The 14,016-nt window shown below is 39.3% G+C and carries 10 protein-coding genes and 2 pseudogenes; 6 read left to right on the plus strand and 6 right to left on the minus strand.

Annotation, left to right across the window (positions count from 1 at the left end; all coding sequences use genetic code 11):
- Positions 1 to 32 precede the first annotated feature (32 nt).
- Positions 33 to 523, plus strand: a pseudogene (locus tag AC01GB_RS02975) (FtsX-like permease family protein); the annotation flags it as partial.
- An 81-nt stretch (positions 524 to 604) separates the two neighbouring features.
- On the opposite strand, the gene cspD reads toward AC01GB_RS02975, so the two are convergent.
- Positions 605 to 817: a cold shock domain-containing protein CspD gene (gene cspD / locus AC01GB_RS02980; RefSeq protein WP_474450333.1), complete on the minus strand. Its 213-nt coding sequence runs from the start codon at positions 815 to 817 to the stop codon at positions 605 to 607.
- 304 nt (positions 818 to 1,121) lie between these two features.
- Here cspD and clpS point away from each other — a divergent pair, with 304 nt between their 5' ends.
- Together clpS and clpA are read left to right on the plus strand one after the other, a co-directional pair.
- Complete coding sequence (clpS, locus tag AC01GB_RS02985; RefSeq protein ID WP_474450336.1) at positions 1,122 to 1,442, plus strand: ATP-dependent Clp protease adapter ClpS; 321 nt, start codon at positions 1,122 to 1,124, stop codon at positions 1,440 to 1,442.
- A gap of 26 nt (positions 1,443 to 1,468) precedes the next feature.
- Positions 1,469 to 3,754: an ATP-dependent Clp protease ATP-binding subunit ClpA gene (gene clpA, locus AC01GB_RS02990; RefSeq protein WP_474450337.1), complete on the plus strand. Its 2,286-nt coding sequence runs from the start codon at positions 1,469 to 1,471 to the stop codon at positions 3,752 to 3,754.
- A gap of 68 nt (positions 3,755 to 3,822) precedes the next feature.
- On the opposite strand, the gene infA is transcribed toward clpA, so the two are convergent.
- From infA to trxB, 5 genes and pseudogenes are all read right to left on the minus strand, one after another.
- Positions 3,823 to 4,041, minus strand: coding sequence for a translation initiation factor IF-1 (infA, locus tag AC01GB_RS02995; protein ID WP_474450339.1), 219 nt, complete (start codon positions 4,039 to 4,041; stop codon positions 3,823 to 3,825).
- A gap of 327 nt (positions 4,042 to 4,368) precedes the next feature.
- A complete protein-coding gene (gene aat / locus AC01GB_RS03000; RefSeq protein WP_474450340.1) occupies positions 4,369 to 5,085 on the minus strand; it encodes a leucyl/phenylalanyl-tRNA--protein transferase in 717 nt (238 codons plus the stop codon).
- A gap of 28 nt (positions 5,086 to 5,113) precedes the next feature.
- Positions 5,114 to 6,848 (minus strand): annotated as a pseudogene (gene cydC, locus AC01GB_RS03005) (heme ABC transporter ATP-binding protein/permease CydC).
- Between the two features lies 1 nt (position 6,849).
- Entirely contained in the window at positions 6,850 to 8,622 is a 1,773-nt protein-coding gene (cydD, locus tag AC01GB_RS03010) for a heme ABC transporter permease/ATP-binding protein CydD (protein WP_474450342.1), read from the minus strand.
- A gap of 156 nt (positions 8,623 to 8,778) precedes the next feature.
- A complete protein-coding gene (trxB, locus tag AC01GB_RS03015; protein WP_474450344.1) occupies positions 8,779 to 9,744 on the minus strand; it encodes a thioredoxin-disulfide reductase in 966 nt (321 codons plus the stop codon).
- Positions 9,745 to 10,298: 554 nt separating this feature from the next.
- Between trxB and lrp the strand changes: the two genes are divergently transcribed.
- The 3 genes from lrp to AC01GB_RS18095 all read left to right on the plus strand — a co-directional run bounded on the left by lrp (position 10,299) and on the right by AC01GB_RS18095 (position 14,002).
- Positions 10,299 to 10,793, plus strand: a complete 495-nt coding sequence (gene lrp / locus AC01GB_RS03020; protein ID WP_474450345.1) for a leucine-responsive transcriptional regulator Lrp — start codon at positions 10,299 to 10,301, stop codon at positions 10,791 to 10,793.
- Positions 10,794 to 11,025: 232 nt separating this feature from the next.
- Positions 11,026 to 13,494 carry a DNA translocase FtsK 4TM domain-containing protein gene (locus AC01GB_RS18090; protein ID WP_488656428.1) on the plus strand — a complete coding sequence of 823 codons (2,469 nt, stop codon included), beginning with the start codon at positions 11,026 to 11,028 and terminating at the stop codon, positions 13,492 to 13,494.
- The gene (locus AC01GB_RS18095) at positions 13,469 to 14,002 is read left to right on the plus strand and encodes a DNA translocase FtsK (protein WP_488656429.1); all 534 of its coding nucleotides are present in this window, start codon (positions 13,469 to 13,471) and stop codon (positions 14,000 to 14,002) included. The genes AC01GB_RS18090 and AC01GB_RS18095 overlap by 26 nt, the downstream gene beginning before the upstream one ends.
- Positions 14,003 to 14,016 lie beyond the last annotated feature (14 nt).

Consider the following 14,016-nt stretch of genomic DNA (forward strand, 5'->3'; position numbering starts at 1 on the left):
AGTGATTGATATTTGTTGTTTTTATTTTATATGATCCACAATTGACGCGATTGTTAACGGTATTGCATGGAAAAAAGGATATTTTTACCTATAACTTCGATACATTGATTAAAACGATAGAAAAAACGACCAATACGCTACAGTTATTTTTAACATTAGTGGGGTTATTTCCTTGCTAGTCGGTGGTATCGGTGTGATGAATATCATGCTGGTTTCAGTTACCGAACGGACGAAAGAAATTGGTATTCGCATAGCAATCGGTGCTCGAAATAGCGATATTATGCAACAATTTTTGATAGAGGCAATTTTTATTTGTTTGTTTGGTGGTTTTTTAGGGATCTTACTCTCTTATATCGTGGCGCTTATTGCGTGCTTACTATTACCGGATTGGCAGTTTGCTTTTAGCCTGATGCCACTGCTTGGCGCTTTAGTTTGCTCAACCATCATTGGCCTCATTTTTGGTTTTTTACCCGCCCGCAACGCGGCAAAGTTGAAACCGGTAGATGCTTTGGCAAGGGAATGAGTAATAAATATTTATATGCTCCCAAAAGAAGCTTGGGAGCAATAATTAAAATAGCAAATGATTAAGGCAATGAAAACCAACCTATCTATTTTCTACAGGAATAATAAGGCTGGCATGGTTGCCCTTAAGCCCTTTAGTTGAACTAAAATTGACCTTTTGTCCAGCTTTCAATGTACGGTACCCTTCCATCTGGATACTGGAATAGTGTGCGAAGATATCTTCGCCACCATTTTCGGGGCAGATGAAGCCAAAACCTTTAGCATTATTAAACCACTTAACTGTACCTGTCTCCATACATCATCCTTCATAATGGGGTTTTATCAAACAAGTGCCTGTGAACAGCTCATTTCATATTGCAGCTAACTAAAAATTGCTTGTTCATAAAATATACTGTATTAAAAAGATATATGGCGTCAAGTGTACTCTATTCCTAGAAACTGGTTCAGTTACTAAAATTTGATTTAGATAACGCTATAGGTCACTGTTTTTTTATTATTTACTTTTTTAAGGATGATTGGTCACAAATGGGATCAAAGTGATAAACTAAGAATAATTAAGAAAAATGTATAATTAAAATATTTAACTGGATTTTTACATAATGAGTGAGTGCCAATCAGATTATCAGACGGATGTCAGGCTCAAGGAACAAGTGGAACATGCTTTACAACCACCTTCAATGTATAAGGTGATTTTGAATAATGATGATTTCACACCAATGGATTTTGTAATGCAAGCGTTAAAAAAATACTTTTTTTTTGATGAAGAGCAAGCCACACAAATCATGTTGGATGTTCATTTTCACGGGAAAGGGATCTGTGGGGTTTATACTGCTGAGGTTGCAGAAACAAAGGCCGCGCAAGTTAATATTTATGCAAGAGAACATGAATATCCATTACTTTGCACGATAGAAGAAGTCTGATTAGACTAATTTATAGGGAGGTGATTATGCTTAACCAAGAACTTGAACTTAGTCTTAATGTAGCTTTTGCCAAGGCAAGAGATAACAGGCATGAATTTATGACGGTTGAGCATCTATTGCTGGCGTTACTCAGTAATACATCGGCCAGGGAAGCCTTAGAAGCTTGCAAAGTTGACCTTGTGGTATTGCGACAGGAATTGGAGCATTTTATTTCACAAACAACGCCATTATTGCCTGAGGATGATAGTCGGGATACTCAACCTACGTTAAGTTTTCAGCGAGTATTGCAGCGTGCAGTGTTTCATGTTCAGTCATCTGGGCGTAATGAAGTTACTGGTGCTAATGTGCTGGTTGCTATATTTAGCGAACAAGAGTCTCAAGCTGCTTATCTATTGCGTAAACACGATGTAAGTCGGCTTGATGTTGTTAATTTTATTTCTCATGGCATGGTCAAAGGTAGTGAGGCTGATAATAGCCATTCCGATTCTATTAATGCCGCTTATCAGAATGAAGAAGCGATTGGCGTTGAAGAACGGATGGATAGCTTTACTACCAACCTTAACCAATTATCAAAAGCCGGCAAAGTTGATCCTTTAATTGGGCGTCAGCTGGAACTGGAGAGAACGATCCAGGTTCTTTGTCGGCGGCGAAAGAATAATCCGCTATTAGTGGGTGAATCCGGGGTAGGTAAAACAGCGATTGCGGAAGGGCTAGCATGGCGTATCATACAAAATGATATCCCGAAAGTAATGAAAGATTGCACTATTTATGCCCTGGATATCGGTTCACTACTGGCGGGTACTAAGTATCGTGGTGATTTCGAAAAGCGCTTTAAAGCATTATTAAATGTGTTAGAAAAAGATGAAAAAAGTATTCTCTTTATTGATGAAATCCATACGATTATTGGTGCTGGTGCGGCATCTGGCGGACAAGTTGATGCGGCTAATCTGATTAAGCCATTACTATCGAGTGGACGGATCCGGGTGATGGGTTCAACTACCTACCAAGAATTTAGTCATATATTTGAGAAAGATCGCGCGCTGGCAAGACGATTCCAAAAAATTGATATCGTCGAGCCTTCTGCTGACGAAACGGTACAGATTATTAATGGATTACGAGCTAAGTATGAAGCTCACCATAATGTTCGTTATAGTCCCAAAGCGATTAAAGCTGCGGTTGATTTATCAGTAAAATATATTACAGATCGCCATTTACCGGATAAAGCAATCGATGTTATTGATGAAGCGGGTGCAAGAACGCGTTTGATGCCACAAAACCGACGTAAAAAAACAATTGGGGTACAGGAGATAGAATCAGTTGTTTCCCTCATTGCCCGGATTCCTGAAAAAACAGTTTCTTCTAGCGATAAAGAGCGATTGAAAAATTTAGATAATAGATTGAAATTACTAGTATTTGGCCAAGAGCAAGCTATTCAAACCCTCAGCGAAGCGATTAAAATGAATCGAGCGGGGTTAGGTAGTAGCCACAGACCTATTGGTGCATTTTTATTTGCTGGGCCAACGGGTGTCGGTAAGACAGAAGTCACTGTGCAACTGGCAAAGGCATTAGATATTAAATTGTTGCGTTTTGACATGTCAGAATATATGGAACGTCATACAGTTAGCCGGCTAATTGGTGCCCCACCAGGATATGTAGGCTTTGATCAAGGTGGTTTATTGACAGATGCGGTTATAAAACATCCTTATTCGGTCGTTTTATTAGATGAAATAGAAAAGGCACATTCTGATGTATTCAATCTTTTATTACAAGTTATGGATAATGGTACTTTAACTGATAATAATGGCCGTAAGGCTGATTTTCGTAATGTTGTCTTGGTGATGACCACTAATGCGGGTGTGCAAGAAACACAACGTAAATCGATTGGTTTTACTGAGCAGGATAATAGTACCGATGCATTATCAGAGATAAAACGAATTTTCCCGCCTGAGTTTCGTAATAGATTGGATGGCATAATTTGGTTTAATGGTTTAACACCAGAAATTATTGCCCAAGTTGTTGATAAGTTTATTGTTGAGTTACAAGCGCAACTTGATGAAAAAGGTGTGTCAATTGAAATCAGTAATGCGGCACGTCAATGGCTTTGTGCTAAAGGCTATGATAAGGCGATGGGAGCCAGGCCGATGGCAAGAGTGATCCAGGATAATCTAAAGAAACCTTTAGCTAATGAACTTTTATTTGGTCAGTTGAGTCACGGTGGTGCTGTTAAGATCGATCTTAATAAGAAGACGCAAAAATTAATTTATCATTTTGAAGGTATGCATAAAACTACACCAGAGAATGCAATAATTTAATTACAGATGGTTTATAACCATAGACGATATTCCAATCGTCTATGGCAAGAGCCTGAGAGAAGAGGCGATCAACGGCTACGAAAGATGATTCTGCCTTTACTCAGATCATAAGGTGTTAACTCGACAGTCACTTTGTCGCTCGTCAGAATACGGATATAATTTTTACGCATTTTGCCAGAAATATGCGCAGTAACTACGTGTCCATTTTCTAGTTCAACACGGAACATGGTATTGGGCAGAGTATCTAGTACTGTACCTTGCATTTCAATATTGTCTTCTTTGGCCATCTAATCCTCTGAGTTAATCACCAAGTTTTTTACGGGCAAGATAATGCCGAAAAACCCTCCTTATGTAAAGGAGTGTCGAGTTTAAAGGCACTTTTTTTTTATCAAGATACGAAAATTACAGCATTAAAGCTTAATAGTGCAAAAATATACAACAAGTATACGGTTTGAACAACGCGAACGATAAAAAAATAAAATGTAATAATATCATAGCAAACCATCTAACTTAGTTTGCAATAGGATGAATGATTCTGTCACTTATATCTTCAAATTGATGCTAAATCAGCTATCTGTTGCCTTTGTTTAGGTAGAAAAATATTTTCCAGTTAATCATTCAAAATGATTAATTTCTGCTGCACTGGGTAAACTTATGGTTTGCTTTATCCAACATGCTTTATCGATAGGTTGATCGCGATATTGATAGAGATAATTTAAAAATTGTACTCGAGGGATCTCTTTCACACCTAAAGAGGCGGTATATGCATTAATTATTTGACAATCAAACAGTTTTCCACCGAAACGCAGGAAATGGTGATAAAAAGCAATAAGCGCATATTTAGAACCGTCACTAACACGGCTAAACATCGATTCACCACAAAAAATTTTACCAATATTAACGCCATATAGTCCACCAATTAATTTTGTGTTGTACCAAATTTCAACGGAATGAGCAACGCCCAGTTGATGCAAAGCAGTATAGGCTCCTATTATTTGGTGGGTGATCCAGGTTCCTTCTTGCCGTTGTGCACAGGCGGCGATGACCTGTTCAAAGTCATGATTTAGCGTAATGGCATAAGCGGTTTTTCTCATTCTTTTTTTAGTTGTTCGGCTAATGTGTATTTCTGCTGGCAAGAGAACTGCACGTGGATCTGGCGACCACCATAATGGGATTTCCGTTGGATTAAACCAAGGAAAAATCCCTTCATAATAGGCAGATTGTAATCTACCAACAGCCAGATCACCGCCGATGGCTAGTAAACCATTGGGTTCATGTAGAGCATATTCGGGCGCTGGAAAGATATAAGATCCATCATTAAGCTGAAACATATAACCGTCCTATTAACTAATTTTATAATTATGTTAGTACTATTTGAGCTTGATAATATTGGAAATAGCGCCCTTTCAATTGTAATAATTCTGCATGGGTCGCTTGCTCAATAATTTTTCCATCATCCATCACATATATTTGATCCATTTTTTCCAGACCCTGTAAACGATGTGTAATAACTAACAAGGTTTTGTCGTGGCAGTGCTGTTGCAACTGAATTAGTATCTGTTTTTCGGTTTTTACATCTAATCCTTCAGTCGGCTCATCTAATAAAATTATTGGCGCATCATAAAGTAGGGCTCTTGCGATACCTAATCGCCGTTGTTCGCCACCTGAAAGTTGTCGGCCACCTTCACCGATCCAATTATCGAGCCCTTGATTTTTAATCAGGCTGTCTAAACCGACTTGTTTTATTACTTTTGTCAGTAAGGTATCATTTGCATCATCTTTCGCTATTAGCAGATTATTGCGTAAAGTATCACTAAAAATATGTGTTCTCTGTGGAACTACCGCCATTAATTTACGTAATATTTTCTCATTATAGTGATTAATTGGGTGGTCATTTATCAAGATCTGGCCTGAGCTGACATCCCATGCACGGGTTAATAATTGTAACAGCGTAGATTTACCACAACCAGTTTTACCTAGTAGCGCAACATGTTCACCTGTATTGAGTGTTAAAGAGATATTTTTTAATGTCGGTTGCCGTTGTTGGGGATAACTGAAGTGCACTTTTTGCAATTTAATGTCAACCTGATTATTCGTCGTTATATCTGAAGCGGGAAATGTCACAGCCGGCTTCTGATTAATTAACTCCATTAAGCGATTTGCTGAAAGTAACCACTTGTCCTAAATATTGAAATGCAACCGCCACCGGCCCAAGAACTTCAAACGCAGCTAAGGTACAAAAGACGAACAGAGCAATAAGCGCACCGGGTTTATGCTGTTCACCAACACCAGTTGCTGCCATCCACATTAATAGGGTTGCGGTAAGGCCGGAGATAAAAATCATAATAGATTGTGATAGCGCGGTTAAGTTAGATTGCTGTTGTTGGCGTTTTAGCCAGTTGGTTTCTAGATCGTTCAATACTTGCCGAAAACGAGGTAATGCCCCAAAAACAGTTAGTTCCGCTTGTGCCTGAATAATATTGATTAAACAAGCGCGATATTGGCTGCGAAATATAGTGAGATCGTGTCCAATGGATTTTCCCGCCTGATAAAAAAACCAGGGTAAGGTAATCAGCAAACACAGCATAATTGTGCCCAGAGTAAGGGCAAGAAATGAGTCTAATGTGCTTAATGCTAAAGTGAGTAAAATAGTAATAACCAAAGCAGCAAAAATGGGAGAAAGCACCCGTAGATACAAATGATCAAGGCTTTCGACATCAGCTACCAGACGATTAAGGATATCTCCTTGGCGATAGTGTGCGATACCGCCAGGTGAAAGCGGGAATAGTTTTTGAAATGTAAATATCCTTAAATGTGCTAAGACACGAAAAGTTGCATCATGGTTAACCAACCGTTCGGTGTAACGGCTGGCAGTACGAATAATTGCTGAGCCACGAACGCCTGCTGAGGGTAGCATATAATTAAAGGTATACAGTCCGGCAGCGGCTGCAAGTGCCGTTCCGGCTAAAAACCAACCTGATAGAGTCAGTAGACTAATACTCGCCAGTACCGCAATAATGGTTAATATAATGCCAAGATTAAGTAGTAACCAATGACGACGATATAGAGCAAGAAAAGGGAGTAGTACACGCATATTATATCTCCTCTGCGCGGTAAGTTAGCAGGCGGCTAAAAGTTCCTTTAGTCTGGCTTAGCTTGCTGTATGTGCCTTGTTCAATAATTAAACCATTTTCCATCACCCATATTTGATCATATGTGGCAGCTTCTGCTAATAAATGTGTAACCAGCAAGGTTGTTTGTTTAGTCGAGGCCGCATTGAGTGCTGTCATCACCCGTTGCTCACTTTGCATATCAAGACTTGCTGCTGGCTCATCCAATAAAAGCAAATGACAGGGGTTTAATAACGCGCGGGCGACAGCAATTCGTTGTGCTTGTCCAACGGATAAGCGAGCGCCATTTTCGCCAATTTGGGTATCAACCCCAGCTGGTAGATGCTTAATAAACTCGGTTACATAAGCATTTTCCATTGCAATATTGACTGCGGCTGCAGAAGCTTCGGCTGAATAGAGACGTATATTGTCAATGATGGTTTGTGCGGGTAAATGGGGATTTTGGCCAACCCAGCTAAGTTGTTTGCGCCAATCAGCCATATCGAGATCCCTAAGTTCGATTCCATTAACCGTTAGCGATCCACGATAGGGTAGAAAACCCAGTAATGCATTTAATAATGAACTTTTGCCAGCTCCGCTTTGGCCGACTAACGCGATGCGTTGGTTTGGCAATAGGGTGAAATTTAACGGGCCAGCCAGGCGTACATTGTCATGAGAAAAAATTTCTAGTTGCTGTGCTGTAATAGTTAATGGCAGAGCCGGCGTCGTTAGCTGATTATTTTGCGATAGTGGCGATGGTTGTTCTATGCTGGCTAATAATGTAAATAGAGATTCTGCGGCGCCTACTGCTTGTGCTTTAGCATGGTAATAAGTGCCTAAATCACGTAGTGGCTGAAAAAATTCCGGGGCGAGTATCAAAGCCAAAAAACCAGCAAAAAGGGTAACCGGTATGCCATAATTACCAAAATGCAATTCGCCTAAATAAGAGAAACCAAAATAAACCGCGACAATGGCGATGGAGATTGACGCGAAGAATTCTAACACTGCCGAAGAGAGAAATGCCATCCGTAAGACTTCCATGGTTCTTTTACGAAACTCTTCGGTTGCTTGTTCAATATCTTTTATTTCTTTGTTGGCACGAAAAAAAAGTCGTAAGGTATCCAATCCACGTAAACGATCGAGAAATCTATCGCTTAATCGGGCTAAAGCAACAAAATTTCGTCGATTAACATCAGCGGCGCCCATCCCAACTAATATCATAAATAAGGGGATTAAAGGTGCGGTGATAAATAAAATTAAGCCAGCGGCCCAGTTAAGCGGGAAAATTGCAATCAGAATGATAATCGGGATCATAGCGGCTAAATATATTTGAGGTAAATAGCGAGCGTAATAATCCTGTATGTTTTCAATTTGTTCTAAGATGATAGTAGCCCAACTACCAGCGGGTTTATTTTTAACCCAAATAGGTCCTAATTGGTTAATTTTATTTAGTACCATGCTACGGATTTGCTGGCGAACAATTTTGCCACAAACAAATCCAACACTTTCTCGTATAAAATTAATTATTGCTCTTACAATAAATACACAAATGAGTAATGAAAATTGAACAAGTAGTTGTTCTCTCGGTAGATTGTCTATAATTAATGCTTGTAAAATGGTGGCTAAAAGCCAGGCTTGGGTAACGATAAGTAGGCCACTAATTATTCCCAGCAACATGGATAAGCGTAGCCAGTGTTTTGCTGGTGCTGATTGTTGTTTCAACCATTTGACCAGTTCAGTTTGTTTTTGTTTATCCATAGTGATGATTTTATATACCGGCGTTAAGTTAATTATTACAACGGGTTGATGTTAATTTTATCTAATATCAACTTTAGAGGTATGTTACAGCTAAAAAGGCGCTATTTCGACAGCGCCTGCTAAAGAACTTTATTAAATTATTATAATTTGTAACATTTATTTGCGGTATAACGCATCTAAATAACGTTCGGCGTCAAGGGCAGCCATACAACCAGTACCTGCTGAGGTAATCGCTTGACGATAGATATGATCCATAACATCACCGGCAGCGAAAACACCTTCAACTGAGGTTTGGGTCGCATTGCCTTTAGTCCCAGATTGCACTTGAATATAGCCATGTTCTAACACTAACTGATCGGCAAAGATACTTGTATTGGGCGTATGGCCAATAGCGATAAATACGCCAGTCACGGAAAGCATCTCTATGTTGTCATTTTGGGTTGAACGTAAATTGATCCCAGTGACACCACTATTGTCACCTAATACTTCATCGAGAGTAAAATTGGTATGTAATACAATATTGCCAGTTTTTACTTTTTCCATCATCCGCTGAATAAGGATTTTTTCGGCTCGAAATGTTTCACGTCGATGAATAACATGGACTTCTGAAGCGATATTTGATAGGTAAAGAGCTTCTTCAATAGCGGTATTTCCCCCCCCCACAACAGCAACTTTTTGTTTGCGATAGAAAAAACCATCACAGGTGGCACAGGCTGAAACACCACGACCTTTAAAGGCTTCTTCAGAAGGTAAACCCAGATAGCGAGCTGAGGCGCCGGTAGCAATAATAAGTGCATCGCAGCTATATATTCCGTTATCGCCAGTCAGTTGGAACGGCCGTTGCTGCAGATCAACCTTATGAATGTGATCATTAATAATGTTTTCTTCTGCCGTAAATTTTTTAGTATGTTGCAGCATGCGTTCCATCAACACCGGCCCCATTAATTCGGAATGATCCCCAGGCCAATTTTCAACTTCGGTGGTTGTGGTTAATTGCCCGCCTGGTTGAACGCCGGTGATTAATACCGGACTTAAGTTTGCTCGGGCGGCATAAATTGTTGCTGTATAGCCAGCTGGGCCAGATCCTAGAATAACAACTTTATTATGATTGGTGGTGTTCATAGATGCTCCATTTTTTAAGAATATTTATTCAATGTGGCGATTGCGATTGTAGGAGATTAGAAAAATTAAAAAAAGTAAATTGAATTAAAAGATGATAAGGAATAGTCATTTTTATTAGCTTGTCTTTAATTATTTTATTAAGGAAGAAAGTCATGAAAAAAGATTATTTTTCGTGAAATAACGTTTTAAATTGAGAATTTTCCTTATGTCTTATTGACAATTAGTTAATAATACATTCGTTTCCATATGATGTTCTGATTTTTATTCATAATCTTTGACAATCGGTTGTGTATTTGAGAAAACATCTTGTAGGATTAATTACCTCATTTGATTAATTGAAATTGAACATCATTTAAACAAATAGATAAATATCCTACTTTTCATTATCAAATTGAAAACTAACCAGATGATTTATCTACAAGATGAATTATACTACTAAATACTAATGGTCAAGCGGAGTTTAACCTTATTGCATCTTTTCCAATTCAATAATAAGAAAAGAAAATAGGGAATGTAATGGGTATAAAAAAAATAGATAAAAGAGAGATAACGAAATGATTGATAACAAAAAGCGTCCAGGAAAAGATCTTGATCGTATAGATAGGAACATACTGAATGAATTACAAAAGGATGGTCGTATTTCTAATGTAAAGCTTTCTAAGAGAGTAGGGTTATCACCAACACCTTGTTTGGAACGCGTGCGCCGGTTGGAACGTCAAGGTTTTATTTCAGGTTATACTGCTTTATTAAATCCACACTATCTCGATGCATCTTTGTTGGTTTTTGTTGAGATTACCTTGAACCGTGGTGCTGCGGATGTTTTTGAACAGTTTAATGACGTTGTGCAAAAACTGGAGGGAATTCAGGAATGTCATTTAGTCTCTGGGGATTTTGATTATTTACTTAAAACACGTGTTCCTGATATGTCTGCTTATCGTAAATTGTTAGGAGAGACTTTACTTCGTCTTCCAGGTGTCAATGACACCCGTACTTATGTAGTAATGGAAGAGGTAAAACAGAGTAATAGTTTGGTCATCAAGACACGCTAATCAAATAGATGCAAAACTGGAAAAAGTTAGGTACACTCCTGTTTATGCATACAGTTTCAACGCTGATCATTACTCAGCGTTGTTCCTTTCAATCAACAGGGAAAACCTGGAGAGTTAGTTTTGGGCCAGGAATATAAAGAAGACAAAAATATTAAGTTAAAAAAGAATCAGTAATGGCAAGATACTGACAGAGATTATTTTACTTATAATTACTATCTGGGCGATTTTTTTAGTGGTGGCCCTGATAAGTTTTCATCCCTCCGATCCTAGCTGGTCGCAGACCACCTGGAATGAACCGATTAAAAATTTAGCTGGCGGTATTGGTGCTTGGTCAGCGGATATTCTTTTCTCTGTTTTTGGCATTTTAGCCTATGCTATACCATTAGTTATGTTGTTAGGATGTTGGAATGTATTTAAAGATATTGATAACCAGAATTGTCTGGATTTTTTTGTCCTTTCCTTACGTCTGATCGGTGGATTGGCGCTAATAATTACATCGTGTGCTCTTGCATCACTTAATATTGATGATTTGCCTAATTTTTTCTCTGGCGGAATTATTGGTAGTGTTTTTAGTAATGCCATCTTACCTTGGTTTAATATTTTAGGAACAACCTTAGCGTTACTTTGTATATGGGCAGTTAGTTTCACCTTATTTACCGGTTGGTCATGGTTGACGATTGCGGAAAAGATTGGCGCACTAGTTTTAGCAATCTTATCACTAATCACTAATCGTACTCGTAGAAATAACAAGCGTCAGACAACAGAAGCTTATGTTTCACCTCATCCGGCTAAATTGTACGATGGCACCAATGTAGATTATATCGATCCCGATGATGTACTTTTTTCAGCTTCGCCAATTAGTCAGCTAGTGAAAGAGGAATTGAGCAATAATAAAAACCATGAATTGCATGGTGAAAAGGCATCCACTCTGATGCCTGATGAAACTGAAGTTGGTTTTGATATTCAATCAGCAACGCTGGACAAATATGATGAAGATATTTTTAGCAAACCTTCAGATATACCTGTTCCAATGGATGATGATGTTAATCTAAATAAATCGATAGATGCTAATACCGTTACTCAAGTTAGCGAGCAAGATAAAACCGCAAATTTATGTGAAACATTAATATCATCGGTAACAAAAATAGATGCCGAGGTTGGCCCTAGTACTGCTTTCACGCCAGTAAAATCCCAAATTAAAAAGGGAATTGGGCCAGAATTTCCACGTCCTAATCCTGTTCGTTTACCAACGCGACGTGAACTTTACGGTAATCGTCTAACGACACAAAAAGAGCAGGAATTGGCTGCCGATAAAAACGCTTATCAAAATTCAGTAACGCAACCGGATGGTGCTGAGTTTAGTATTGATGATTGGAATGAAGATAAATTACGTGAACAGTTTTTACAGCAGCAAAATAAACGTTATGACACTGATATAACTAACAATCTTAATCCGCCAACAGATAGAATCGATGACAAAGACAAACCGATTACATCAGATGAGGCAGAATTAAATACATCCGTTGAAAGTCAGCCGCATATAGAGTATAAATGGCCATTTGCAGAAGATAGAGAGGTATCGCAGGAGCAACTAGCAAAAGAGGTCAGAGAAATACTGCTATCTACTAAGGATAAAAAGCAAAACGTCGAACACACATTACCCGAGCAGGGAAGTCTTTTTCATCCTTTTCTGGTACGTAGTGATCAACCATTACCAAAACCCACGACACCGATGCCATCATTAGATCTACTTGCCAGTCCACCCGCCCAAAATGAGCCGGTTGATATGTTTGCACTGGAGCAAACATCCCGTTTAATTGAAGCGCGTTTAAGCGATTATCGGGTAAAAGCGGAAGTCGTTGGTTTTTCTCCAGGGCCGGTTATTACCCGCTTTGAGTTGGAGTTAGCTCCTGGCGTGAAGGCGGCACGTATTTCTAATTTATCAAGGGACTTAGCCCGTTCCTTATCAGCAACTGCCGTACGTATTGTTGAGGTGATACCGGGTAAACCTTATGTAGGATTAGAATTGCCCAATAGAAAGCGTCAGACGGTTTATCTACGCGAAGTGCTTGATTGTGATAAATTTCGACGCAACCTCTCACCATTAACCATTGTGTTAGGTAAAGATATTGAAGGTGAACCGGTTATCGCCGATTTAGAAAAAATGCCCCATTTGTTGGTTGCCGGTACCACTGGTTCGGGTAAATCGGTTGGGGTTAACGCCATGATCCTCAGTATTTTGTATAAAGCAAAGCCTGAGGATGTTCGTTTTATCATGATCGATCCTAAGATGTTGGAACTCTCTATTTATGAGGGCATTCCTCATTTGCTGACCGAAGTTGTCACCGACATGAAAGATGCAGCTAATGCACTGCGTTGGTGTGTTAATGAAATGGAACGTCGCTATAAGCTTATGTCTGCTTTAGGGGTAAGAAATTTAGTGGGCTATAACGATAAAATTAATGCTGCTGAACGTATGGGGCGCCCGATACCTGATCCACTTTGGAAGCTAGGTGATAGCATGGATAGTAGTCATCCGGTACTAAAAAAAGAGCCTTATATTGTTGTTATGGTTGATGAATTTTCCGATCTCATGATGACCGCGGGCAAGAAAGTTGAAGAGCTAATTGCACGTTTGGCACAAAAAGCGCGGGCCAGCTGGTATTCACCTTGTTTTGGCGACGCAAAGGCCATCGGTTGATATTATTACCGGTTTAATTAAGGCAAATATACCGACTCGGATTGCGTTTACTGTATCAAGCAAGATAGATTCTCGCACCATCCTTGATCAAGGTGGCGCTGAATCTTTATTAGGCATGGGCGATATGCTTTATTTACCGCCTAACTCCTCTATTCCAATTCGTGTCCATGGCGCGTTTGTTCGCGATCAGGAAGTGCATGATGTGGTTAAAGATTGGAAAGCTAGAGGTAAGCCCGAGTATATTGATAACATTACTAAGGCTAGCGATGAGGGTGAGAGTGGTAATGGTTATGATGGTGATGAAGAGCTTGATCCACTATTTGATCAAGCGGTTGAATTTGTGACGGAAAAGCAACGAGTCTCAATATCTGGCGTTCAACGACAATTCCGCATTGGCTATAATCGTGCCGCGAGGATTGTTGAACAGATGGAAGCGCAAGGGATCGTTAGTGAACCAGGCCACAATGGTAATCGCGAAGTCTTAACACCACCACCGACAGGACATTGATTTAACATATTATT

The sequence above is a fragment of the Candidatus Arsenophonus phytopathogenicus genome, assembly GCF_056113345.1.

Bases quoted from the DNA above. Each gene is read 5' to 3' on its own strand.
- cspD (WP_474450333.1), bottom strand. From the start codon at position 817: ATGGAGACAGGTACAGTTAAGTGGTTTAATAATGCTAAAGGTTTTGGC.
- trxB (WP_474450344.1), bottom strand. From the start codon at position 9,744: ATGAACACCACCAATCATAATAAAGTTGTTATTCTAGGATCTGGCCCA.
- lrp (WP_474450345.1), top strand. From the start codon at position 10,299: ATGATTGATAACAAAAAGCGTCCAGGAAAAGATCTTGATCGTATAGAT.
- infA (WP_474450339.1), bottom strand. From the start codon at position 4,041: ATGGCCAAAGAAGACAATATTGAAATGCAAGGTACAGTACTAGATACT.
- aat (WP_474450340.1), bottom strand. From the start codon at position 5,085: ATGTTTCAGCTTAATGATGGATCTTATATCTTTCCAGCGCCCGAATAT.
- clpS (WP_474450336.1), top strand. From the start codon at position 1,122: ATGAGTGAGTGCCAATCAGATTATCAGACGGATGTCAGGCTCAAGGAA.
- clpA (WP_474450337.1), top strand. From the start codon at position 1,469: ATGCTTAACCAAGAACTTGAACTTAGTCTTAATGTAGCTTTTGCCAAG.
- cydD (WP_474450342.1), bottom strand. From the start codon at position 8,622: ATGGATAAACAAAAACAAACTGAACTGGTCAAATGGTTGAAACAACAA.